Source organism: Pseudomonas sp. G3-39, assembly GCF_054790485.1.
In genome coordinates this window covers 3,810,598-3,833,493 of sequence record NZ_CP186497.1, presented here as the reverse complement: position 1 = coordinate 3,833,493, position 22,896 = coordinate 3,810,598, and the positions used below count along the sequence as shown (strand labels likewise).

The window sequence follows — 22,896 nt, the reverse complement described above, 5'->3', positions numbered from 1 at the left end:
ATAATGTGCTGGCTGACAGTACGCCTTCGCGAGCAAGCCCGCTCCCACAGGGGGTTGTCGGTGTGCCCGGCGATCTGCTGCGGTGCCACGTCGCATTGATTTTTTGATTCTTTAGTCAAATTTTTGTAACTGGTTGTTTGCCGGACGCTCAGAAACCTTTAAAGTTAACCTTTCGGTCAGCTTTGCACTGTCAACACGCCCTTTGTTTCGCCAAGAAGGGCTTCTGCAAGACTCGAGATTCCCAGTAGATAACCAGAAGGGCGGACACATAACCGCCCAGAGGATGATCCATGTCCAACCGTGATATATCCCGGCGCTCGTTCCTCCAGGGCGGGCTGGTGGCGGGTGTGAGCGTCACGCTCACGCCGCTCAGCAGTCAGGCGCTGGCTGCCTTGATGGAAAACAGCGTCACCGTGCCGTCCGAGAAGTGGCTCGGCAACAACGGCAAGGCACGCCAACGTAACGACGCCCTGTCCAAGGTCTGCGGCAGCAAAGTGTTTGCCCGCGACATTCGCTCCAAGGACATGCCGGGCTGGCCTGAACAGCAAGGCCACGCCATGCTGCTGAAAACCATCAAGGCCGACCGAATCTACGAAGGCTACGACCTGTCGTGGCTGGGCGCGGACTTGCAACCTGACCGCATTGTCACTGCGGCCGATCTGGACAAGGACGGCATCGTCTTCCCCGAAGAACACGCGCCAGACCCTTTGCTGCCGGAAGGCAAAGTGCCGATGTTCATCGGCCACCCGGTGGCGATCCTGATCTGGAACGATTTCGAGCGTTTCCGCCAGGCCAAGAACAAACTCAAATTCAATGACAAGGCGATTCGTTACGGTGCACAAGTGCCGTACTACGAAGGCGACCCTTATGGCAGCTTCCGCTACGTGCGCGTGGGCGGTGCGACCTCGGCCGACGAAGACGAATTCGCCAGCCTGAAAGACTCGATTCTGTTCCCGATGCTGAAAAACCGGCGTCCGGTGTGGAATTCCCAGCCGAACCTGCACGGCAACCTGACCGAGCGCGGCCTGTTCTACGCCGACCGCATGAAAAAAGAGATCGATACGCCGCCGGACAACTGGCTGGTGTTCGACGAGCGCTACAAGACCCCGTCGATCGAACCGGCCGCCATGGAGCCGGACAACGGCAACGGCTGGTACGACCCGAAAACCAAGACCCTGCACTTCGTGGTCGCCACTCAGTGCCCGCTGGAAGCGGCGACCGAGACCGCGAAAATGATCGCGCCATCGCGCTTCGGCCTGGCAAACCTGAACATGCACCCGGGTTACACCGTGGGCTACGGTTCCAAAGACCACAACATCTTCGTCTACTACGCGGCCCTCGCTGCGCTGTATGGCGCCGGTGTGCCAATCCGTTTGGCCAACGACCGCTACGAGCAGTTCCAGAGCGGCATCAAGCGCCACCCGTTCGACATCCGCTACCAGCTCGCAGTGGACAAGAATGACTACAGCTTCAAGATTTTCCGTGCCGAGATGAGCGTCGACGGTGGCGGTCGCATCAACTACAGCCCGTCGGTGGCGGCAGTCGGTGCCACGGCAGCGCAGTCGATCTACTACATGCCGCAGAACGATCTGCAGGTCACCGCTTATCACTCGCGTGGTGTTGAAGCGGGTTCGATGCGCGGTTACGGCACCCTGCAAAGCATGGCCTCGACCGAAATGATGGTCGACGAAATCGCCAACCGCCTCGGCGTTGACGCGATTGATCTGCGTCGCAAGAACGCCTTGCGTTCGGGCATGAAAAACACCCAGGGCGCGATTCCGGCCGGTGCCCTGCGCCTGCACGAGATTCTCGACAAGGCCTCGGTGCACGAAGTCTGGAAAAGCCGCGACGCGATCAAGAAACAGCGCGAAGCTGCCGACCCGGACAACTGGTACGGCGTGGGTTTCGCCATTTGCCAGAAAGATTTCGGCACCGGTTCCGAAGCGCCGATGGCCAGCATCGAATTCACCGCTGAAGGTCGCATCACCCTGCGCCACATCGGTATCGAAATCGGCACCGGCATGTCCACTTCGCAGGCGCTGGTCGTTGCTGATTTCCTTGGCAGCCCGGCGCACGACGTGAAGACCGGCGAAACCGAATGGAAGGAAATGCAGCTGATCACCAGCGGCAACCCTTACATCATGAGCCAGGCCGAACAGGACAACCTGCTGCGCAACCCGCGCTGGGTTGGCAAGCTGGCCTCGGCGTCGTCCGCGACCAACTCGGCCTACTACTTCAGTCACGCCACCCGTGAAGCGGCGCGCGTGCTGTTCAACAACGGTTTGTGGCCGGCGGCCATGGAAATCTGGCGTCAGGGCCCTTACGGCGGTCAAGCCAACCCTTACGTGGTGCGTCGTGAAGATGCGCATTGGGTCGATGGCAAGCTCACTGCCAATGGCATGCAGCCATTGAGCTTCGAAGAGCTGGCCAAACGCGCTCACGAACGTGGTCTGGTCACCGGCGCCACCGTGCACGCGTTCAACCGCTGGAGCTGGGCCGAGGCCGAATACAGCATCGACGGCGTGCGCGAGCGTCTGCCGCTCGACGGTCTCGCAGTGAAGTACGGTGATGGCGCGCCGAAGGCGAAGAAAGCGTTGATGATCACGGCGGGTTTCCACCTGCTGGATCGCCAGAACATCAACTATCCGGTGGTCCAGTTGAACAACGCGGCGGTGACTTACTACAGCCCGGTGGCCACGTTGGTCGAGCTGAAGGTCAATAAAGGCTCGGCGGAAGTCGAGGTGCTCAACCACCATTCGTGGGTCGAGTGCGGTCGGGTGCTGGTCGAAGAACTGGTCAAGGGCCAGCTCGAAGGCGGGATTGCCATGGGCATCGGTCACGCGCTGATGGAAGAGATGCCGCTGTACGAAGGCGGACCGGGGGAGGGTGACTGGAACTTCAACCGTTATCGCCTGCCGATGGCCCGCCACGTGGCGGTGTGGAAGCAGACCGCGGAGATTCTGCCGCCGCTGTCGCCTAGCGATCCGTCCAAAGGCATCGCCGAAGTGGTGATGATCCCGGTGGTCGGTGCCATCGGTAACGCCGTGGCGCATGCCATCGGTAAACGTGTTCGCGATCTGCCAATCACTGCTGCGCGCATCAAGGAGGCCCTCAATGGCTAACCGTCCGCTTCAACTGACCCTCAATGGTCAATCCGTCGGCCCGGTGGACATCCCTGATGACCTGCCGATGATCGACTACCTGCACGAATACAAGAATCTCACTGGTTCGCGCCTGGGCTGCGGCCAGGGTATCTGCCACGCCTGCGTGGTGATCGTCGACAACCCGGACGGCACCAGTGAAGAAGTGCGCACCTGCATCACCGGCGCGCATTACTTCGAAGGCAAGAAAGTCCGCACCATCGAAAGTCACGCCAAGCGTGATGAGAGTGGCCAGGTCACTGAGCTGAACCCGATCCAGCAGCGTTTCGTCGACGAATTCGCCTTCCAGTGCAGCTACTGCGCGCCGGGGTTCGTCAACGCCGCGACGGTGCTGGTGGAGAAGCTGCAGCGCCAGCCGATCGTCAAAAGCCAACTGGAAAAAGTCATCGAGGACAGCCTCGGCCACCACATCTGCCGTTGCACCGGGTACGTGCGTTACTACAACGCCACGCGCAACGTGCTGACCGATCTCGGCCTGGTCAAGGAGGGTTGAGCATGAAGCATCTATTGACCCGCCTGACCCTGGCGGTCGGGCTGGCTGCGCCAGTGTTGTTTGCTCACGCTGATGATCAGGTCAAGCGCGGCGAATACCTTGCTCGCGCTGCCGATTGCATGGCCTGCCACACCGCACCGGGCGGCGCGCCGTTTGCCGGTGGTCTGCCGATCGTCTCGCCGTTCGGCACGATTTACGGCACCAACATCACCCCGAGTAAAGAGCACGGCATTGGTCTGTACAGCGATGACGAGTTCTTCGCTGCGCTGACCGAAGGCAAGCGTCGTGACGGGGCGAATCTGTATCCGGCGATGCCGTACACCTCGTATCACCTGATGCCGCGGGAAGACTCGGATGCGATTCATGCATACCTGAAAACCATCGAGCCGATCGAGCGCGCCGCGCCGGTCACCAGCCTGAGCTTTCCGTTCAACGTGCGTCCGGGCCTGATCGGCTGGAACATGCTGTACGGCAAGGCCTTGAAGCTGGAATCTACCGAAGGCAAAAGCGCAGCCTGGAAGCGCGGCCAGTACATGGTCGAGGTGCTCGGTCACTGCGGCGAATGCCACACACCACGCGGCCTGCCGGGCGCGATGCAGTTGGATAAACGCCTGACCGGCGGCATCCTCAACGGTTATCTGGCGCCGAGCCTGCTCGCCACCGATCTGGCGGCGCGCGGCTGGAATCAGCAGGATCTGAGCACGTTCCTCAAGCATGGCATGAGCGCCCAGGGCACGATGTTCAACGAGATGTTCCCGGTGTTCCACAACAGCACCCAGGGCCTGAACGATCAGGATCTGGCAGCGATGGCGACGTTCCTCCTCGGTGACAAACCACCTGCAGCCAAAGAGCTGACTGAAGTGTCGCTGGACAAACTCAGCCCGAGCGCCCAGCGCGGCCGTCAGGAATATTTGAACGTCTGCGCCGGTTGCCATGCCGCTGGTGGTGAAGGCAAACCGCACATCGCCGTGGCCATGCGTGGCAATACCACGCTGCGCCTGGAAGATCCGCGCAACCTGGTGCGGGTGATCGAGGACGGTATCGGTGAGCAGAAATTCGCCGGGTTCGAACATATGCAACCGATGCCGGGTTTCGCCGACAAGCTCAAGCCTGAGCAACTGACCGATCTGCTCAACTACCTGCGTCAAGGCTGGGGCGGCCAGTCGGCAGAGCTGGCGGTGAGCGACGTGCAGAAGCTGCAGGCTGACGCTCCAGCGGTCGAGCACAAGGCGCACTGACATGCAGCATCTCGATCTACAGGTTGTGCGGCGGGCACTGGAGTGGTCGGTGGCGGGGCAGCGCATTTGGCTCTCCACCGTGCTGACCACTTACGGCTCGGCGCCGCGTGCGCCGGGTTCGTTGCTGGCGGTGAACGATAGCGGCCAGTGGATCGGCTCGCTGTCCGGTGGCTGTGTCGAGGAAGACTTTCTCGAGCGCGTCGCTGAAGGCGCGTTTCTCGATGCGGTCAATGTCGTGCGTTACGGCGAAGGCGATGATCCGCGCTCGCGGGTCAGCTTGCCCTGTGGCGGCATTCTCGACGTACTGGTAGAGAAGTTTGACGCCGACTGCGAGGTGCAGGCGCATCTGCGTGAGCTTGAATCGGCGCTGCTCGGCCAGCGCCGTTTGATTCGCGAGGTCGATCTGGCCAGCGGTGCGCGCAGTCTGTTCACTGATCGCGAGCAGGGTGCGCGCATCGAGCGCGAGATTGATCGGGTGCGGATTCGCGTCGGTGCTGCTCAGCGTCTGTTGCTGGCGGGATACTCCAGCGTGGCGCAGGCCTGTGCCGAGTTCGCGGTGGGTCTGGGTTTCGAAGTGATTCTCTGCGATCCGCGCGATGAAGTGCTCGAAGGCGTGGTGCTCAACGGCGTGGAGATTCGTCGACAGTTGCCGTCAGTGTTCATCGCCGATGGCGGCTGTCATCGCGATACCGCGGTGGTGGCGCTGACCCATGATCCGCGCATCGACGATCTGGCGATGATGGAAGCGGTGCGCACCGAGGCGTTTTACATCGGCGTCATGGGCTCGCAGCAGACTTCGCAGAAACGCTTCGAGCGCTTGCGCAGGATTGGTGGGCTAGGGGAGGTCGAGCTGGCGCGGATTCATGCGCCAATCGGGCTTAACCTGGGCAGCAAAACACCCGCGGAGATCGCTTTGGCGGTGCTGGCGGATATCTTGCGGATTCGTAGCGGGATTAGCCGAGACCAACTTTGATCTGAATTCTGCAAATATTTGTGGCGAGGGAGCTTGCTCCCGCTGGACTGCGCAGCAGGCCTTCTTTTTAGATAAAAGAGAGTCCGCTGCGCGACCCGGCGGGAGCAAGCTCCCTCGCCACAGTTGTTTGCCAGTCAAGAAAACTGATCAGAACCCCAGCTTGTCACGCAACCCGTAATACCACGCACCCAATGCCGCAAATGGCGTGCGCAGCAACTGCCCGCCCGGGAACGGGTAATGCGGCAGATCGGCAAACGCATCAAAACGCTCGGCCTGTCCGCGCAACGCCTCGGCCAGTACCTTGCCGGCCAGATGTGTGTACGTCACACCATGGCCGCTGCAGCCTTGCGAATAGTAGATGTTATCGCCCAGGCGCCCAACCTGCGGCAGGCGCGACAGGGTCAGCAGGAAGTTGCCCGTCCACGCGTAGTCGATCTTCACGTCCTTCAGTTGCGGGAGCGCCTTGAGCATTTTCGGGCGGATGATCGCTTCGATGTTCGCCGGATCCCGCGCACCGTAAACCACGCCGCCGCCGAAGATCAGACGCTTGTCGCCGGTCAGTCGGTAGTAGTCGAGCAGATAGTTGCAGTCTTCGACGCAGTAATCCTGTGGCAGAAGAGATTTCGCCAGCTCATCGCCCAGCGGTTCGGTGGTGATTACCTGGGTGCCGCACGGCATCGATTTCGCCGCCAGTTCCGGTACCAGATTGCCGAGATAGGCGTTGCCGGCAACGATGATGAACTTGGCCCTGACCTTGCCTTGCGGCGTGTGCACCACCGGGTTGGCACCACGCTCGATGCGCACGGCTGGCGATTGCTCATAGATGGTGCCGCCGAGGGACTCGACCGCAGCAGCTTCACCGAGCGCCAGGTTCAGCGGATGAATGTGGCCGCCGCTCATGTCGAGCATGCCGCCGACGTATTGATCGCACGCCACCACTTCGCGAATGCGGCGCTGATCGAGCAGTTCCAGTTGCGTGTGGCCAAAGCGCTCCCACAGGCGCTTCTGCGATTCCAGGTGTCCCATCTGCTTGGCGGAGAGCGCGGCGAACACGCCGCCGTCCTTCAGGTCGCACTGGATGTCGTACTTGGCCACGCGCTCCCGAATGATCCGGCCGCCTTCGAAGGCCATCTGCCCGAGCAGTTGCGCCTGCTTTGGGCCAACCGTGCGCTCGATGACGTCGATGTCACGGCTATAGCTGTTGACGATCTGCCCGCCATTACGCCCCGACGCACCGAAGCCGACCTTGGCAGCTTCCAGGACTGTCACGCGAAAACCGTTCTCCAACAGAAACAACGCCGACGACAGCCCGGTATACCCGGCGCCGATCACACAGACATCCGTCTCCACATCATCCTGCAAGGCCGGACGTGGCGGTACGGCATTGGCCGACGCAGCGTAATAAGACTCTGGGTAAGGGGTGTTCGCCATCCTGCAGCCTCTGTTTAATATATTTTACGAGTGCGTCGATCCTACCCGAGTTGAAAAACCTCCGCCAGCCACCGGAAAAATCTTATCTGCCGGCCCGAAATTAAATATTTTGCATATTCATAGGGTTAGGTGAAAAAAAGGTGTTGACACCCCTCCGGAATTCCGTAGAATGCCGCCTCACAGCAGGCACGTAGCTCAGTTGGTTAGAGCACCACCTTGACATGGTGGGGGTCGTTGGTTCGAGTCCAATCGCGCCTACCAAACAAAATCCGCTCTGCTGGGCGGTCTAGAAGGGCTCACCGAAAGGTGGGCCCTTTTTTGTTGTCTGCGATTTGCCAAAGCCTTGTTTCAGGGGCTTGCTTCGATATCTTCAGATCTTTCGTTACCCTTAGTGCTTAGCGTGTTTCGAAATAACACGATCTGCTGATATGGCTTTCTGTTTATTTTTGGATCCGTCGAAAAAGTGTGGATATTGAACGGGTTACCGATATTTTTAACCGACCGGTTATCAAAAAAATGTTGTTGCAGTTCGTGAACTTCAGTAACATCTGTCCCGCGTTCACCACCACGGTTTATGCATTTTTAAATCCCAAGCTTCCATCAGCTGCTTGGGATTTTTTTTGCCTGCGATTTGGTGAATCGCGCTTTTTGTCTCCCGGCTTCCAGTGCGAAGCTTTCCAACCCCACGATCGTGTGCGGGCGCAACCGGCCTTTTTCGACTACTACTGACTGGCGTTTTCCAGGGATTTCTCAAAGGAGTTCGTTGATGCTGGTTCACTGGTTTCTCGCCGCTATTCATCTCTTGGCTTTTGCACTGGGCTTCTGGGCCGTGTTGACCCGTGGCACGGCGTTCAGTCGTCTGGCCGCTGGCGTCGGTGAGGCCAAGCGGGTTTTGCTCGCTGATAATCTGTGGGGGATTGCTGCGCTGGTGCTACTGGTGACCGGTGGCATGCGCGCCTTCGGTGGCTTTGAAAAGGGCACTGACTACTATCTGCACCAGCCGCTGTTTCATTTGAAGATGACGTTGTTCGTGCTGATTCTGCTGATAGAGCTGGCGCCGATGATCACGCTGGTCAAATGGCGGATCGAATTGGCGCGGGGCAAGGCGCTCGATACCGGACGTGCAAAGCTGTTCGCACGGATCAGCCATGTCGAGGCGCTGCTGTTGGTACTGATGATGATTGCAGCTACCGGCATGGCGCGCGGCGTGACGTTTGGCTAGCAGGGAGCAATTCCCTGTGTCCTCTCGGAAATGTCTGACAGCCAGGCTTGGCAGTCGCAGGTAGTATCGCGCTGCTGGAGAAAGGGAGGGGAGCGAATGAAGCGGAGAAGGGATGTGTCAGGCGCCGTGCCCAGTGGACTGGGGAGCGGATGGCAGTACGGCGCGTGAATCTTTAGCCAGTCATTACGCAGAGGCAAACGGACTGGCTACTGACTGCAATGCGGCTCAGGGAGTTTGTGGCTTGTCCGGGGCGGTCAGGCCAGCCTGAATGCGCTGATAGATCTCTTCACGGTGCACGGCAACGTTTTTCGGGGCGTTGATGCCGATACGGACTTGCTGACCGCTTACGCCGAGGATGGTGATCGTAATGTCATCACCAATATTTATGCTTTCACCGACTTTGCGGGTGAGTATCAGCATGGTCTTCTCCTTGATTGCTTTGTAGGGCACCTGATTCAGACAGTGCAGAGGTCGGTGGTACGTATAGATTAGTGCGAAGTCTCACGGTTTGGGTGCCTCTTTCTGACGCGCAGATGCGGCATTAATTCCCAGGGCGTAACTATACAGAGGCTGCAATCATCAATCTCGTTGTTTTGTGCCCATTTTGCGGGCCTCGCGAAGTATTTATGAATGTTAAGATCGCCGCTTTGTGATTTTCGAGGAAAGCGTTGTGCGCAAACTGGTCTGGATGGTCGCGGCACTGGCATTGGCGGGATGTGGTGAAGGCAAGAGTGTAGACGTGCAGAAGCCGAAAACGGCCGTCGCGGCCGCACCTGCGGCAGCGTCCGCCCCGCAATGGGACCTCGAAGTACGCGGCGAAACGCCTCAGGCTGTCAGTGACCTGAGTGGCTGGTTGATCGAGCATGCGTTCGTGCCGACCGTGATCAAGGACAGCAGCGGAAAGACGCGGATCCTGATTGGTCCGTTCAACTCCCAGGCCGACGCGCAAGCGCGCAAGGTAGAGGTGGATGCGGCATTGGTGAAGGCCAAGAAGCAGAACGTCGAGTCGGTGATCGTCGAGCATCCGCTCGCGCCGTAAGCAGCACTTTCAGCGGAGCGGCCTAAAGGACATCGCGGGCGATTCGTCTTATACGAGTCAATCACGATTTCCCGAAGGAGCTCCGCATGGCCTCCGCCGCTCCCTACAAACTCTTCAATGCGGTTTTGCACCGCAAGACGCTGGTGAGTCCGCACATGATGCGGATCACGCTCGCCGACCCTTCGATAGGTGGCATGGCCACTTGGGCGCCGGATCAGCGCGTCAAACTGTTCTTTCCTGCTGAAGATGGATCGCCTGCAAGTCTTGCGCAGGAGGAGGGCTGGTACAGCCGTTTTCGTTCGATGCTGGCGAGCCGCCGGCCAGCAATGCGCACCTACACCATTCGTCATTTGCGCGCCGAACAAGGTGAGGTCGACATCGACTTCGTTCTGCATGGCGAAACCGGTCCCGCGTCGCGCTGGGCGCTGCGTGCGCAGCCGGGAGCGTCGATGCAGATTCTCGCTCCCGACAGCGGTTTTTCCGCGCAGGACGCCGGCGGGTTTGAATGGAAACCGCCGCAGCTGCTCAAGGAGGTTTTGCTGGTGGCGGATGCCACGGCATTGCCGGCCGCCATGGGCATTCTTGACGAGTTGGCTGCCATGGCTGAACCGCCTCAGACTCAGGCGTACTTTGAAGTGGACAGCGTGCCAGACATGCTCCCGGTGCCGGATTGGTCTGGGCTGTCGGTGCAGTGGCTGATTCGCGATCAGGCGCCAGAAGTAGTGGCTGGGGCGCTGATGGTAGAGGCAGTGCAGCAGGCGTTCCTGCCGGCAGAGGATTCATCGGTCGGGCAAGCTGCCGAACTCGCCGAAGTCGATATCGACAAAGACATACTCTGGGAGATCGCCAACACGGCCCCTGAAGGATTTTATGGCTGGATTGCCGGAGAAAGCGCGGCGGTCATGCGTCTGCGCAAATACCTGATCAAGGAGTGCGGTATCCCCCGCGAGTCACTCAATCTGATGGGCTACTGGCGCTACAACAAGGCTGGCAGCTAAAAACAAAAAAGGCCTCGAACATCACGTTCGAGGCCTTTTCTTTTGCGCTGAAGAATCAGCCGCAGGCTTTCAGGTTTACCGGGCCGACAAATTCATTACCGCGTCCCATCACGCACGCCACGCTCTGATTGCGTTGACGTTCCCAGTCCTGCACTGGATAAGTTTTGTCCCACGCTTCGTACAGTTGCCGATCCTGTTTCGACAGGCGCAAGCCGTACTGCTTGCTCATGTAGAAATAGGTGCGCGCGATCATGCCGCGAATCGACGGACGCGGCATGACCTTCTTGGCCTTGAAATCGACCTGGGTCAGGCACGAGCCGTACTGCCCGGATTGCACCGGCAGCCAGCCATAACTGAAGTTGCTGCGGTCACCGTTGACCTCACCAATGCTCGGCACCAGGTTGTGCAGGTCGGCTTCGGCTTTCTGGTAACTCGGGTCATAGCGGGTGCAGTTCTTGCGCCCGCCCGACTGCCAGCATTGGCGCTGGTGACCGAACTCCCACGCCGGGACGATGTGCTCCCATTCGATGCGCGAGGCGCGTTTGGCATTTTTGCGCGGCACGTAACCGCATGCCTTCAAGTCAACCTTGTTGCCGGTGTACTTGCACCCGCAGTAAAACTCGGTGGACTGCGGTGCATAGAGTTTCCAGGCGGCCTTTTTGGCTTCGGTAAAGGTGCGGGGTGCGCCAGCCTGGGCGCCAAAAGCGATGAACAGCAGCAGCAAAGCAAAACAGCGGACACTCATTGAATCAATCTTCCTTCGGCACAACCCAAAAAATCTGCACGCCGCCATCGTCGCGATAGGCGAGTGTGACGTTGTCGTTCTCGTCGATTTCCTCGAGCAGTTGCTCCCATGCATCCACAGGCTCGTCCGGCAGGCGGAAGATCAGTGCGGCTTTGGCTTTTTGTGCGGTAGGAGAATTGATGATTTTCTGAACGCGCATGCCCATGCGTTCGTAAGCGTCAGGAGCATCAGGAGAGGTGGCCACGAGGTTATCCTTATTAAGCTGTACGTGCATACAGTATTTAACTGTAAGCATTTTCGCAACTGCTTAAAATTCAAGAAAATCCTCTGACAGCGCTTTTCCGATTTTGGTGTAGGTCGGGTCGATTATTTTGTATGAAAAAGTCGCGCTCAGCGTAAGTGGCAGCACCACCCGCCGCACGGGCGAGTGGTGAGCAGGTTGCCCGACCCGAAAGGGTCAGGCGAGGGCCAATCAATATTCCCAGAACATCCGCTGCAGTTCTTTGCTGTCGTTGGTTTTGGTCAGGGCGACCATGGCCAGGATGCGGGCCTTTTGCGGGTTCAGGTCGTGAGCGACCACCCAGTCGTACTTGTCGTCAGGTTGTTCGGCGTTACGCAGAACGAAACCACCGGCGTTGACGTGGGAAGAACGGATGATCTGCACGCCGTCTTTACGCAGGGCTTGCAGAGATGGCACAACGCGGGAGGACACCGAACCGTTGCCGGTACCGGCGTGGATGATGGCTTTGGCGCCGGCCTGGGCCAGGGCCTTGTAAGCGGTGTCATCGACGTTGCCGTAGGAGTAGGCGATTTCTACGTCAGGCAGGCTCTTGATGTTTTTGATGTCGAATTCCGAATCCATGGTGTGACGCTTGGCCGGCAAGCGGAACCAGTAGGATTTGCCTTCAACCACCATGCCCAGTGGACCCCAAGGGCTTTTGAACGCCTCGGTCTTGATGTTGATCATTTTGCTGACGTCGCGACCGGACTGGATCTCGTCGTTCATGGTTACCAGCACGCCTTTGCCGTGCGCTTCTTTGCTGCTGGCGACGGCGACGGCGTTGTACAGGTTGAGCATGCCGTCCGCCGACATGGCGGTGCCCGGACGCATCGAGCCGACCACGATGATCGGCTTGTCGGTTTTTTCCACCAGATTCAGGAAGTACGCGGTTTCTTCCAGGGTGTCGGTGCCGTGGGTGATGACGATGCCATCGACGTCTTTGCTGTCGGCCAGTTCCGATACGCGGCGACCCAGTTGCAGCAGGTTGTCGTTGGTGATGCTTTCCGAAGCGATCTGCATGACTTGTTCGCCACGCACGTTCGCCAGTTTGCTCAGTTCGGGGATGCCGGCGATCAGTTGTTCAATCCCGACTTTGGCCGCTTGATAGGTGGCGCTGTTGGCTGCGCTGGCGCCGGCACCGGCAATGGTGCCGCCCGTGGCAAGCACCACGACGTTGGCGAGTTTGGTCTGGGTTTCGACTTCTTTTGCCTGAAGGGCGGTGGGCAGGAGCAGGAGGAGGGCCAAAGCGCCCGGAACCAAGGTGTTGAAAGCAGATTTCATTATTTTTCTCTCTAGTAGTGAGACGGTGCTGATGCAGGTTCATCTAGATGCGCCCCGAGCCGATCTGAATGCCCGGGGTGCAGGCTAGGGAGCAGGATCTGTACCAGTGCTACTTTGCTTTAGAGAAATGTTTAACCTGATGATTTATATCAATATTTTGTAAGTTGGCGGATTCTTGAATGAATGGCTTGTCCGGGTTTCCGAACAAAAGAAGCTTTCGTGTTCGGTTCACCGAAAGGGACTGCACCTCCTGGCGACCGCAACGGCTTGCCGGTTCAGTTTTTCCGCTAAAGAAACCCGTCAGCAGGCCGATGGCTGTGGAAGGAAACGTTTATTTAGGGAGTTCACATGTCACTGACGATCGGTTTTTCAAATCCCGGCTCAGTCACCATTGGCGGTAAAACCGCAGCGACAATCAATGCAATGAACCAGGCGGAAGCAGATGCTGCCGACGAGGCGCTTGGCGTTGAAAAAGAACCGAGCAATCAAGTTCGCACCGGTGGTCCCGCGCAAGAAGCCAGCAAGGCGGATAGCGCTGACAGCGGCGACAGTCTGAGCGTGACCGTAAAAATGTTGCTCAAGCGCATGCAGGAATTGCAGAAGCAACTGCAGGAGCAGCAACAGCGACTGGCGGCGGCTCAGGCGGCGAGCTATCCGACGCCCGAGGCCAAGTCACAGGCGGTGATGTCCGTTCAGGGGCAGATCGCGCAAACTAGCGGCGCGCTGATGGAAGTCGCAGCGGCACTGGTCAAGGAAATGTCCAAGGATTCCACCAGCGGCAACCTGGTCAGCACCACGGCTTAAGCGGTAAGGGGTGAATCAGACGATTGCGCCCCGCAATACAACGACGATTTCTGATTGTTGACAAATGTCGGCGGGATTCGCATAGTTCGGTTTACGCAAACGTTTGCGCGGCTTCCCCGGTGCACTATTATCCGGAAGAGAGCGCTGAAGCTTACGCCAGCGCGAGCGTTGCTCACAATAATCATAAGATCGGAGTGAACCCATGAAGCTGCCATTCGCTGGACGTCTTCTTGCTGTCGCTATGCTGGCTGCCGCAGCCGCCGCACTACCTGTCTCTTCGGCTTTCGCCGAGTCCCCGGAAAAACCCAAAGTCGCACTGGTCATGAAATCCCTGGCCAACGAATTCTTCCTGACCATGGAAGATGGCGCCAAGGCCTACCAGAAAGAACACTCCGCCGACTTCGACCTGATCTCCAACGGCATCAAGGACGAGACCGATACCGCCGGCCAGACCCGTATCGTCGAGCAGATGATTCTGGCCAAGGTCAACGCGCTCGTTATCGCACCGTCCGATTCCAAAGCCATGGTGCCGGTGATCAAGAAAGCCGTCGATGCCGGCATCACTGTGATCAACATTGACAACCAGCTTGATCCGCAGATCGTCAAAAGCAAAAACATCAGCGTGCCTTTCGTAGGCCCGGACAACCGCAAAGGTGCGCGTCTGGTCGGCGAATACCTGGCCAAGCAACTGAAGGCCGGTGACGAGGTCGGCATCATCGAAGGCGTGTCCACCACCACCAACGCCCAGCAACGCACCGCAGGCTTCAAGGATGCGATGGAGGCGGCGCAGATCAAGGTTGTCTCCTTGCAATCCGGTGACTGGGAGATCGACAAGGGCAACAAGGTTGCTGCGTCGATTCTCAGCGAATACCCGGATGTGAAGGCGCTGCTGGCGGGTAACGACAGCATGGCCGTTGGCGCTGTTTCCGCTGTGCGTGCTGCCGGCAAGGCGGGCAAGGTACAAGTGGTCGGTTACGACAACATCAATGCGATCAAGCCGATGCTCAAGGATGGTCGTGTGCTGGCGACGGCCGATCAGTTCGCTGCCAAGCAGGCCGTGTTCGGTATCGAGACTGCGCTGAAAATCCTCAAGGGCGAAAAAGTCGACAGCGGCGTCAATGGCGTGATCGAAACGCCAGTCGAGCTGGTCACTAAGTAAGTCTTCCGGCGACACAACGGCGCTCGTCCGTCCGGACGAGCGCATGGAGAGTTTTTTATGTCAGTTTCCGCCCCGAACGCTGTCCTCTCGGTCAGCGGTATCGGTAAGACCTATGCGCAACCGGTGCTCACGGGCATCGACTTGACGCTGATGCGCGGTGAAGTGCTGGCGCTGACCGGTGAGAATGGCGCCGGTAAAAGCACGCTGTCGAAGATCATTGGGGGGCTGGTTACGCCCACCACCGGTCAGATGCAATTCCAGGGCAAGGACTACCGTCCGGGCAGTCGCACCCAGGCCGAAGAGCTTGGCGTGCGCATGGTCATGCAAGAACTCAATCTGCTGCCGACCCTGTCGGTGGCGGAAAACCTGTTTCTCGACAACCTGCCGAGCAACGGCGGCTGGATCAGTCGCAAGCAATTGCGCAAAGCCGCGATCGAGGCCATGGCGCAGGTTGGCCTCGATGCCATTGACCCGGACACCCTGGTCGGCGAACTGGGCATTGGCCATCAACAGATGGTCGAAATCGCACGCAACCTGATCGGCGATTGCCATGTGCTGATCCTTGATGAACCGACTGCGATGCTCACCGCCCGCGAGGTGGAAATGCTCTTCGAGCAGATCACTCGCTTGCAGGCGCGTGGCGTCTCCATCATCTATATCTCGCACCGCCTCGAAGAGCTGGCGCGCGTCGCGCAACGCATTGCCGTGCTGCGTGACGGCAATCTGGTCTGCGTCGAACCGATGGCCAACTACAACAGTGAGCAACTGGTCACCTTGATGGTCGGTCGCGAACTGGGCGAACACATCGACATGGGCCCGCGCAAGATCGGCGCCCCGGCCCTGACGGTCAAGGGCCTGACCCGCTCCGACAAGGTGCGCGATGTATCCTTCGAAGTGCGTGCCGGCGAGATCTTCGGGATTTCCGGGCTGATCGGGGCAGGGCGCACCGAATTGCTGCGACTGATCTTCGGCGCCGATCTGGCCGACAGCGGCACGATTGCGCTGGGTTCGCCGGCACAGGTGGTCAGTGTGCGTTCGCCGGTTGATGCGGTGAACCATGGCATTGCCTTGATCACCGAAGACCGAAAGGGTGAAGGCTTGCTGCTCAGTCAGTCGATCAGCGCCAACATCGCCCTGGGCAACATGCCGGAGATTTCCAGGGCAGGAATCGTCAATGCCAGCGACGAAATTTCCCTGGCGCAGCGTCAGATCAACGCCATGCGCATCCGCAGTTCCAGCCCAACTCAGTTGGTGTCGGAATTGTCTGGCGGCAACCAGCAGAAAGTGGTGATCGGCCGCTGGCTGGAGCGCGATTGCTCGGTGCTGTTGTTCGACGAGCCGACCCGCGGCATCGATGTCGGTGCCAAGTTCGATATCTACGCCTTGCTGGGCGAGTTGACGCGTCAGGGCAAGGCGCTGGTGGTGGTGTCCAGTGACCTGCGCGAGCTGATGCTGATCTGCGACCGGATCGGTGTGCTGTCGGCAGGGCGTTTGATCGATACCTTCGAGCGCGACAGCTGGACCCAGGATGATTTGCTTGCCGCCGCGTTCGCCGGCTACCAAAAACGTGATGCGTTGCTCAATGAAGCGGCGCCTAGGGATCTCCCATGAAAACTGCATCTTCCGCCGGCAAACGTAGTGGCAATTTCTACGGTCTGGGCACCTATCTGGGCCTGGCCGGGGCCTTGTTGGCGATGGTGGCGCTGTTCTCGATGATGAGCAGCCACTTTCTGTCCTATGACACTTTCAGCACGCTGGCCAACCAGATTCCCGATCTGATGGTGCTGGCGGTGGGCATGACCTTTGTACTGATCATCGGCGGCATCGACCTGTCGGTCGGTTCGGTGCTGGCACTTGCCGCTTCGACAGTCAGCGTGGCGATTCTCGGCTGGGGCTGGAGCGTGTTGCCGGCCGCGTTGCTCGGTATGGCGGTAGCGGCACTGGCGGGTACGGTGACCGGTTCGATCACCGTGGCGTGGCGCATTCCGTCGTTCATCGTTTCGCTCGGTGTGCTGGAAATGGCCCGTGGCCTGGCGTACCAGATGACCGGTTCGCGCACCGCCTACATCGGTGATTCGTTTGCCTGGCTGTCGAACCCGATCGCGTTCGGCATTTCGCCGTCGTTCATCATTGCCTTGCTGGTGATATTCATTGCGCAAGCTGTGCTGACCCGCACCGTGTTTGGTCGTTACCTGATCGGTATCGGCACCAACGAAGAAGCGGTGCGGCTGGCCGGGATCAATCCAAAACCGTACAAGATTCTGGTGTTCAGCCTGATGGGGCTGCTGGCCGGGATTGCCGCACTGTTCCAGATTTCCCGTCTGGAAGCTGCAGACCCGAATGCCGGCTCCGGTCTCGAATTGCAAGTGATCGCCGCCGTGGTGATCGGTGGCACCAGTCTGATGGGTGGCCGTGGTTCGGTGATCAGCACCTTTTTCGGTGTGTTGATCATTTCGGTACTGGCCGCCGGTCTGGCGCAGATCGGCGCGACCGAGCCAACCAAACGCATCATCACCGGCGCGGTGATTGTCATCGCGGTAGTGCTCGATACCTATCGCAGCCAGCGCGCCAGTCGACGGGGCTAACAGATGGCAACGATCAAGGATGTGGCGGCGCTCGCGGGGATTTCCTACACCACGGTTTCTCACGTGGTGAACAAGACGCGCCCGGTCAGCCAGGAAGTGCGGTTGAAGGTCGAGGCGGCCATCAAAAGCCTCGACTATGTGCCGAGTGCGGTGGCGCGTTCGCTGAAAGCCAAGACCACTGCGACCATTGGCTTATTGGTGCCCAACAGCCTCAACCCGTATTTTGCCGAGTTGGCACGGGGCATCGAGGATTACTGCGAGCGTAACGGCTACTGCGTGATCCTGTGCAATTCTGACGACAACCCGGAAAAACAGCGCAGCTATTTGCGCGTGCTGCTGGAGAAGCGCATTGACGGCCTGATCGTCGCCTCCGCCGGTGGCGACATCGGGCTCGCGCAAGGGCTGGCCGGGGTGAAAACGCCGATGGTCATCGTCGACCGCGGGCTGGATGGCGTCGACGCCGACCTGGTGCGTATCGACCATGAATATGGCGCTTATCTGGCGACGCGGCATCTGCTGGAGCTGGGCCATCGCGATATCGCCACCATCGGTGGTCCGTCGAGCACCAGCGTGGCGCAAATGCGTCAGGCGGGTTTTTGTCGGGCGCTGCAGGAGGCGGGCATCAAGGTGCGGGCCGAGCGCATGCTGGAAAGCGATTTCACCAGCACTGGCGGTTACAACGCGGCGGCGATCCTGCTTGAAAGCAATCCGCCGAGTGCGATCTTCGCCGGTAACGACATGATCGGGATCGGTGTGCTGCGCGCGGCGGCCGAGCGCAATGTGCGCGTACCGAGCGAGCTGTCGGTGATCGGTTTCGACGATATCCAGATGAGTCGCTACGTGTACCCGGCGCTGACCACGGTCGGCCAGTCAATCCTGCAGTTGGGCGAGATGGCTGCCGAAGTGTTGCTGCGAAGGATTGCTACCCCGAGTCTGGTCACCGATCAACGGATCGTGACCCCGAGTATTGTCTTGCGCGAATCGACTGCGTCGCTGTCCGGCGTATTCACCGAGTACCGCTGAAACCGAATTGACGAGTAGTGATGTATGCCAGCAAATGTAGTGGTAATAGGCAGCCTGAACATGGATCTGGTCACCCGGGCGCCACGGCTGCCCAAGGGCGGTGAAACGCTGATCGGTCATTCCTTTGCCACCGTGTCTGGCGGCAAGGGCGCCAATCAGGCAGTCGCTGCTGCGCGCCTGGGTGCGCGGGTGGCAATGGTCGGCTGTGTTGGCAACGATGACTACGGCGTGCAATTGCGTGAGGCATTGCTGGCCGAGCAGATCGATTGTCAGGCGGTGAGCACGGTCGAAGATTCCAGTGGCGTGGCGCTGATCGTGGTCGATGACAACAGTCAGAACGCCATCGTGATCGTTGCTGGCGCCAACGGTGCAATGACCCCGGCAGTGATCGACCGTTTTGATGCGGTGCTGCAAGCGGCCGACGTGATTATCTGCCAGCTCGAGATCCCGGATGCAACGGTAGGGCATGCGCTCAAGCGTGCACGTGCGTTGGGCAAGACGGTGATCCTCAATCCGGCGCCGGCCAGTCGTCCGCTACCGGCAGACTGGTTTGCCGCCATCGACTACCTGATCCCCAACGAAAGTGAAGCATCCGCGTTGAGCGGGTTGCCGGTCGATTCGCTGCAAAGCGCAGAAAGCGCTGCCAACCAGTTGATCGCAATGGGCGCGGGCAAGGTCATCATTACCCTCGGTGCGCAAGGTTCACTGTTTGCCAATGGCAAAGGTTTCGAGCATTTCCCGGCGCCGAAAGTGAAGGCTGTCGATACCACCGCCGCCGGCGATACCTTCGTCGGCGGGTTTGCCGCGGCGCTGGCCAGTGGCAAATCCGAGGCCGAGGCGATCCGGTACGGGCAAGTCGCGGCAGCGCTATCTGTGACCCGGGCCGGCGCACAACCTTCCATTCCAACCATGTCCGACGTACAGGCGTTCAAACCCGCATGAAAAAGACTCCTCTGCTCAACGTCGCGTTGTCGCGGCTGATCGCCTCCCTGGGCCATGGTGACATGGTGGTCATCGGTGACGCCGGACTGCCGGTGCCACCGGGTGTTGAATTGATTGATCTGGCGCTGACCCACGGCGTTCCGGATTTTGTCAGTACCCTGAAAGTCGTGCTCAGCGAGATGCAGGTGGAAAGCCATGTGCTGGCCAACGAAATTCTCGACAAGCAGCCGACCGCCCTGGTCGCGCTGGACGAGTTGCAGGAAGAGGGCGCCCTCGGTCGGCGCGATCTGCTGACGCATGAGCAATTCAAGGTTCTCAGCCGACAGGCGCGGGCGATTGTTCGTACAGGCGAATGTCAGCCGTACTGCAACATCGTGCTGGTGGCCGGGGTAACGTTCTAATCGGGTTCCGACCCTTTCATTTTCATCAGCACAAGGAATGCGCCATGCACCGCTATGCTCAAAAACTCCACCAATTGCTTCGGAGTCTGCTGCTTTTGTCTTTTATTACCGCCACCGGCGCTCAGGCTGCTGAAAAGATCGACCTGATCATCGACACCGACCCTGGCGCCGACGACGTGGTCGCTTTGCTGTTCGCCCTGGCTTCGCCGGATGAACTGAACATTCGTGCACTGACCACCGTGGCTGGCAACGTGCGCCTCGACAAGACATCGCGCAACGCGCGCCTGGCTCGCGAATGGGCAGGGCGCGAAGACGTTCCGGTGTATGCCGGTGCGCCGAAACCGCTGATGCGTACGCCGATCTACGCCGAGAACATCCATGGCAAGGAAGGCCTGTCGGGTGTCACCGTGCATGAGCCGAAAAAAGGCCTGGCCGAAGGCAATGCGGTCAACTACCTCATCGACACCCTGAAAAAAGCCAAGCCGCACAGCATCACCATCGCCATGCTTGGCCCGCAAACCAATCTGGCGCTGGCGCTGATCCAGGAGCCGGAGATCGTCAATGGCATCAAGGAAGTGGTGATCATGGGCGGTGCGCACTTCAATGGCGGCAACATCACCCCGGTGGCCGAATTCAACCTGTTCGCCGACCCGCAAGCGGCGGAAGTGGTACTCAAGAGCGGCGTGAAACTGACCTACCTGCCGCTGGACGTGACCCACAAGATCCTCACCAGTGATGCACGCCTGAAACAGATCGCTGCACTGAACAACAACGCAAGCAAGATTGTTGGCGACATCCTCAACGAGTACATCAAGGGTGACATGGAGCACTACGGCATCCCGGGCGGTCCGGTGCACGACGCTACCGTTATCGCTTACCTGCTCAAGCCTGAGCTGTTCACCGGTCGTTCGGTGAACGTTGTGGTGGATAGTCGCGAAGGTCCGACTTTTGGCCAGACCATCGTTGACTGGTATGACGGTCTGAAGGCGCCGAAGAACGCGTTCTGGGTGGAAAATGGGGATGCTCAAGGCTTCTTCGATCTGCTGACCGAGCGTCTGAAGCGCTTGAAGTAAGGCTGTGACCCGCAGGTGCCAGCCTGCGGGTTTTTATTTTCTCTCGGTGTCCTGCGTGCTCTCGTCGTCATGCTGGTACCGCTCGAACACTTGGGCGATAAACGTTTGTGCGCCCTGGGTTCCCATCGTCTTGACCAGCAGATCGATGCTGATCAATGCCAACTCCTCCGCACTGCCCGGGCTGTACGAGCTGTGCCCCTTCGGCCAATGAACCTTGATGTCGGCGGAGATGCTTACGGTGTTCATGAGTGCGCTCGAAAAGTCGGAAATGTCTGAAAGCGAGTTAACCACTTTGGCGGGCGTTTGGCACTGCGACTTAGGCATGAGCGCGGCGCTATGCGACACTTGGTCTTTTCCGGCTGATCCAAGGAATGTGCTGTGCAGATCGATATGAACACCCCCGACGGCCTGACACTCGACGCTGTGCGCCAGTTGCTGGCGTCGGCCAGCGATGATGAGCACACGCAACTGCGTGTGACCAAGGGTGGGATTGCCTATATCTCTTCCGGTGTGACCGGCGGCCAGGATATTGATGGCCTGCTGTTTCGCCTGGAGACCTGGGCCAAGGGCTCGGGTTATGTCGGCAATGTTGCGGCCAGCGATGAAGTCTGGGTGATGCAGATTTTCAACGCGCTGAAAGACAACTGGCCGAATCCGCCGCTTGATTACATCGACGTCTATTGAGCGTCGTTAATATTCGGTGACGATTGCGTGAGGATGCGGTGCCCGCACTTCAGGCAGACTCAGCGTTTTTCCGGGTCGTGGGGCAGGGTGATGGCACCGGCTGTGAAACCAAACGCCGGATTGGCGGTCGCACGATCTCAGCTTAACCATTTGAAAGAAGGAGGCTTCATGCCTTTGAAGTTCGCGTCTCTGGGTGCACTTATGGCCGTTGCCATGTTGGCCGGTTGCAGCACAACCTCCAGCGAGTCGGCAAAGGATCCTGTGGCGACCGATGCCGGTCATAGCCGCTGTGAAGCAAAAGCCGCGGAATTTGCCATCGGGAAAAAGGCTTCGCCGGAACTGCTCGATCAGGCTCGTGCCAAGGCTGGCGCGCAAAACGCCCGCTTCCTCAAGCCAACCGACATGATCACTCTGGAGTACCGTTCCGATCGCCTGAATCTGAACACCGACAACAACCTGGTGGTCACTCGCGTCAACTGCGGCTGATCGCAGACCGCTTTTGTTGCAGGCATAAAAAACCCCGTCACATGGACGGGGTTTTTTTAGTGCGCCAGGAAATTACTCTGGGCGAACTTGTGCAGCTTGCATACCCTTTTGGCCTTTCTCAGCCACGAAAGAGACGGTCTGGCCTTCTTTCAGGCTTTTGAAACCGTCGGATTCGATAGCTTTGAAGTGTACGAACAGGTCGTCACCGCCACCTTGAGGAGTGATGAAGCCGAAGCCTTTTTCATCGTTGAACCATTTAACGGTGCCGGTTTGGCGATTAGACATGGTGTATCTCCAAGAAACATATATTTTCAGTAGTACTGTGCTGCTCAGGCCAACTGGGCACACCGGAGTATCATAGTCGAAATGTTCGCTTTGGTAGCCCCCCGGACGTGCTGTTTGCTTTCATATTGCATCGATTTCAACCTCTGAAATGTCTGCAAGCCCCGGTTTCAGTGGCTTTCAGGCGAGTGAAGAGGGTGTAAAAAAAGCTATAAAACCTGCGTAAATTATCGATTTCGGGGTCTTTTTGGCGGTTTTCAACCTGCTGGACGCCCGAAAAAACATTCGTCAGCGCTTATTTCTGCACGCGGCAAACCGAGATTTCTTTCAGTGCGCGCTGACCCAGTTCACCACTTGGCGGGGTGTTCTTGTCCATCAGTTGCGCGATCTCTTGCGTGGTGAATTTCTTTTCCAGAACGTCGGCACCGCAAGCGCAATGTTTATTGGCTTCGGCCGGATTGACGCTCTTGCTGGCTGCGGCGGTGCAGTCGTTCATGTATTGGGCTTTGACGCCGGCAGGCCAGGCCGCGTTGGCGCTCAGCGGCAGCAGCAGGGCCAGCGGGGCCGCGAAAGCAAAAAGTCGGATGAGGCGCATG

General features: G+C 59.0%; 26 protein-coding genes and 1 tRNA gene. 19 read left to right on the top strand and 8 right to left on the bottom strand.

What is annotated here, in order from left to right:
• The first annotated feature begins 290 nt into the window (after nucleotides 1-290).
• From ACOYXG_RS16995 to ACOYXG_RS16980, 4 genes are read left to right on the top strand one after another with little or no spacing between them, the layout of a single operon-like run.
• The gene (locus ACOYXG_RS16995) at nucleotides 291-3,122 is read left to right on the top strand and encodes a xanthine dehydrogenase family protein molybdopterin-binding subunit (protein ID WP_460352935.1); all 2,832 of its coding nucleotides are present in this window, start codon (nucleotides 291-293) and stop codon (nucleotides 3,120-3,122) included.
• Nucleotides 3,115-3,654, top strand: coding sequence for a (2Fe-2S)-binding protein (locus ACOYXG_RS16990; RefSeq protein WP_003226408.1), 540 nt, complete (start codon nucleotides 3,115-3,117; stop codon nucleotides 3,652-3,654). The genes ACOYXG_RS16995 and ACOYXG_RS16990 overlap by 8 nt, the downstream gene beginning before the upstream one ends.
• Before the next feature lie 2 nt (nucleotides 3,655-3,656).
• Nucleotides 3,657-4,892 carry a c-type cytochrome gene (locus ACOYXG_RS16985; protein ID WP_460352933.1) on the top strand — a complete coding sequence of 412 codons (1,236 nt, stop codon included), beginning with the start codon at nucleotides 3,657-3,659 and terminating at the stop codon, nucleotides 4,890-4,892.
• A 1-nt stretch (nucleotide 4,893) separates the two neighbouring features.
• A complete protein-coding gene (locus ACOYXG_RS16980; RefSeq protein ID WP_460352931.1) occupies nucleotides 4,894-5,865 on the top strand; it encodes an XdhC family protein in 972 nt (323 codons plus the stop codon).
• A 147-nt stretch (nucleotides 5,866-6,012) separates the two neighbouring features.
• Here ACOYXG_RS16980 and ACOYXG_RS16975 read toward each other — a convergent pair whose 3' ends face one another.
• The gene (locus ACOYXG_RS16975; RefSeq protein ID WP_460352929.1) at nucleotides 6,013-7,296 is read right to left on the bottom strand and encodes an NAD(P)/FAD-dependent oxidoreductase; all 1,284 of its coding nucleotides are present in this window, start codon (nucleotides 7,294-7,296) and stop codon (nucleotides 6,013-6,015) included.
• A gap of 184 nt (nucleotides 7,297-7,480) precedes the next feature.
• Between ACOYXG_RS16975 and ACOYXG_RS16970 the strand changes: the two genes are divergently transcribed.
• From ACOYXG_RS16970 to ACOYXG_RS16960, 3 genes are all read left to right on the top strand, one after another.
• Nucleotides 7,481-7,557 (top strand) — tRNA-Val (locus ACOYXG_RS16970).
• A gap of 204 nt (nucleotides 7,558-7,761) precedes the next feature.
• Nucleotides 7,762-8,025 (top strand): hypothetical protein, encoded by a 264-nt coding sequence (locus ACOYXG_RS16965; protein WP_460352927.1) that lies wholly within the window; start codon nucleotides 7,762-7,764, stop codon nucleotides 8,023-8,025.
• A gap of 37 nt (nucleotides 8,026-8,062) precedes the next feature.
• Nucleotides 8,063-8,518: a DUF2214 family protein gene (locus ACOYXG_RS16960; RefSeq protein ID WP_460352925.1), complete on the top strand. Its 456-nt coding sequence runs from the start codon at nucleotides 8,063-8,065 to the stop codon at nucleotides 8,516-8,518.
• 225 nt (nucleotides 8,519-8,743) lie between these two features.
• Here ACOYXG_RS16960 and csrA read toward each other — a convergent pair whose 3' ends face one another.
• On the bottom strand, nucleotides 8,744-8,938 hold the full coding sequence (gene csrA, locus ACOYXG_RS16955; protein WP_003179932.1) for a carbon storage regulator CsrA: 195 nt from the start codon (nucleotides 8,936-8,938) through the stop codon (nucleotides 8,744-8,746).
• Nucleotides 8,939-9,188: 250 nt separating this feature from the next.
• Here csrA and ACOYXG_RS16950 point away from each other — a divergent pair, with 250 nt between their 5' ends.
• Nucleotides 9,189-9,557: a sporulation protein gene (locus ACOYXG_RS16950; protein ID WP_047293271.1), complete on the top strand. Its 369-nt coding sequence runs from the start codon at nucleotides 9,189-9,191 to the stop codon at nucleotides 9,555-9,557.
• An 86-nt stretch (nucleotides 9,558-9,643) separates the two neighbouring features.
• Nucleotides 9,644-10,555, top strand: coding sequence for a siderophore-interacting protein (locus ACOYXG_RS16945; protein ID WP_460352922.1), 912 nt, complete (start codon nucleotides 9,644-9,646; stop codon nucleotides 10,553-10,555).
• Nucleotides 10,556-10,610: 55 nt separating this feature from the next.
• On the opposite strand, the gene ACOYXG_RS16940 is transcribed toward ACOYXG_RS16945, so the two are convergent.
• The 3 genes from ACOYXG_RS16940 to ACOYXG_RS16930 form a co-directional block, all read right to left on the bottom strand.
• Nucleotides 10,611-11,300: an endonuclease gene (locus ACOYXG_RS16940; RefSeq protein WP_003226397.1), complete on the bottom strand. Its 690-nt coding sequence runs from the start codon at nucleotides 11,298-11,300 to the stop codon at nucleotides 10,611-10,613.
• Between the two features lie 4 nt (nucleotides 11,301-11,304).
• Nucleotides 11,305-11,595, bottom strand: coding sequence for a DUF1654 domain-containing protein (locus tag ACOYXG_RS16935; RefSeq protein ID WP_003226395.1), 291 nt, complete (start codon nucleotides 11,593-11,595; stop codon nucleotides 11,305-11,307).
• A 177-nt stretch (nucleotides 11,596-11,772) separates the two neighbouring features.
• A complete protein-coding gene (locus tag ACOYXG_RS16930) occupies nucleotides 11,773-12,861 on the bottom strand; it encodes an asparaginase (protein ID WP_027611548.1) in 1,089 nt (362 codons plus the stop codon).
• Nucleotides 12,862-13,209: 348 nt separating this feature from the next.
• On the opposite strand from ACOYXG_RS16930, the gene ACOYXG_RS16925 reads away from it, so the two are divergent.
• The 8 genes from ACOYXG_RS16925 to ACOYXG_RS16890 all read left to right on the top strand — a co-directional run bounded on the left by ACOYXG_RS16925 (nucleotide 13,210) and on the right by ACOYXG_RS16890 (nucleotide 20,848).
• Nucleotides 13,210-13,665, top strand: a complete 456-nt coding sequence (locus ACOYXG_RS16925; protein WP_460352919.1) for a hypothetical protein — start codon at nucleotides 13,210-13,212, stop codon at nucleotides 13,663-13,665.
• 202 nt (nucleotides 13,666-13,867) lie between these two features.
• Nucleotides 13,868-14,824, top strand: a complete 957-nt coding sequence (locus ACOYXG_RS16920) for a sugar ABC transporter substrate-binding protein (protein WP_003226388.1) — start codon at nucleotides 13,868-13,870, stop codon at nucleotides 14,822-14,824.
• Nucleotides 14,825-14,881: 57 nt separating this feature from the next.
• The gene (locus tag ACOYXG_RS16915) at nucleotides 14,882-16,435 is read left to right on the top strand and encodes a sugar ABC transporter ATP-binding protein (protein WP_027611550.1); all 1,554 of its coding nucleotides are present in this window, start codon (nucleotides 14,882-14,884) and stop codon (nucleotides 16,433-16,435) included.
• Nucleotides 16,432-17,409, top strand: coding sequence for an ABC transporter permease (locus tag ACOYXG_RS16910; RefSeq protein WP_007961238.1), 978 nt, complete (start codon nucleotides 16,432-16,434; stop codon nucleotides 17,407-17,409). The genes ACOYXG_RS16915 and ACOYXG_RS16910 overlap by 4 nt, the downstream gene beginning before the upstream one ends.
• Nucleotides 17,410-17,412: 3 nt before the next feature.
• The gene (locus tag ACOYXG_RS16905; RefSeq protein ID WP_115989378.1) at nucleotides 17,413-18,432 is read left to right on the top strand and encodes a LacI family DNA-binding transcriptional regulator; all 1,020 of its coding nucleotides are present in this window, start codon (nucleotides 17,413-17,415) and stop codon (nucleotides 18,430-18,432) included.
• A 24-nt stretch (nucleotides 18,433-18,456) separates the two neighbouring features.
• Nucleotides 18,457-19,374: a ribokinase gene (gene rbsK, locus ACOYXG_RS16900; RefSeq protein ID WP_096796175.1), complete on the top strand. Its 918-nt coding sequence runs from the start codon at nucleotides 18,457-18,459 to the stop codon at nucleotides 19,372-19,374.
• Nucleotides 19,371-19,775 carry a D-ribose pyranase gene (rbsD, locus tag ACOYXG_RS16895; protein ID WP_027611553.1) on the top strand — a complete coding sequence of 135 codons (405 nt, stop codon included), beginning with the start codon at nucleotides 19,371-19,373 and terminating at the stop codon, nucleotides 19,773-19,775. The genes rbsK and rbsD overlap by 4 nt, the downstream gene beginning before the upstream one ends.
• Nucleotides 19,776-19,819: 44 nt before the next feature.
• On the top strand, nucleotides 19,820-20,848 hold the full coding sequence (locus ACOYXG_RS16890; protein ID WP_096796176.1) for a nucleoside hydrolase: 1,029 nt from the start codon (nucleotides 19,820-19,822) through the stop codon (nucleotides 20,846-20,848).
• A 33-nt stretch (nucleotides 20,849-20,881) separates the two neighbouring features.
• Here ACOYXG_RS16890 and ACOYXG_RS16885 read toward each other — a convergent pair whose 3' ends face one another.
• Complete coding sequence (locus tag ACOYXG_RS16885) at nucleotides 20,882-21,094, bottom strand: hypothetical protein (RefSeq protein WP_460352914.1); 213 nt, start codon at nucleotides 21,092-21,094, stop codon at nucleotides 20,882-20,884.
• Between the two features lie 132 nt (nucleotides 21,095-21,226).
• On the opposite strand from ACOYXG_RS16885, the gene ACOYXG_RS16880 reads away from it, so the two are divergent.
• Nucleotides 21,227-21,532, top strand: coding sequence for a hypothetical protein (locus ACOYXG_RS16880; RefSeq protein WP_103367625.1), 306 nt, complete (start codon nucleotides 21,227-21,229; stop codon nucleotides 21,530-21,532).
• Nucleotides 21,533-21,700: 168 nt separating this feature from the next.
• Complete coding sequence (locus ACOYXG_RS16875; RefSeq protein WP_007961248.1) at nucleotides 21,701-22,018, top strand: I78 family peptidase inhibitor; 318 nt, start codon at nucleotides 21,701-21,703, stop codon at nucleotides 22,016-22,018.
• Between the two features lie 72 nt (nucleotides 22,019-22,090).
• Here the strand turns inward: ACOYXG_RS16875 and ACOYXG_RS16870 are convergent, their stop codons facing one another.
• Nucleotides 22,091-22,303: a cold-shock protein gene (locus tag ACOYXG_RS16870; protein WP_003179963.1), complete on the bottom strand. Its 213-nt coding sequence runs from the start codon at nucleotides 22,301-22,303 to the stop codon at nucleotides 22,091-22,093.
• A 292-nt stretch (nucleotides 22,304-22,595) separates the two neighbouring features.
• On the bottom strand, nucleotides 22,596-22,895 hold the full coding sequence (locus ACOYXG_RS16865) for a hypothetical protein (protein ID WP_003226370.1): 300 nt from the start codon (nucleotides 22,893-22,895) through the stop codon (nucleotides 22,596-22,598).
• Nucleotide 22,896 lies beyond the last annotated feature (1 nt).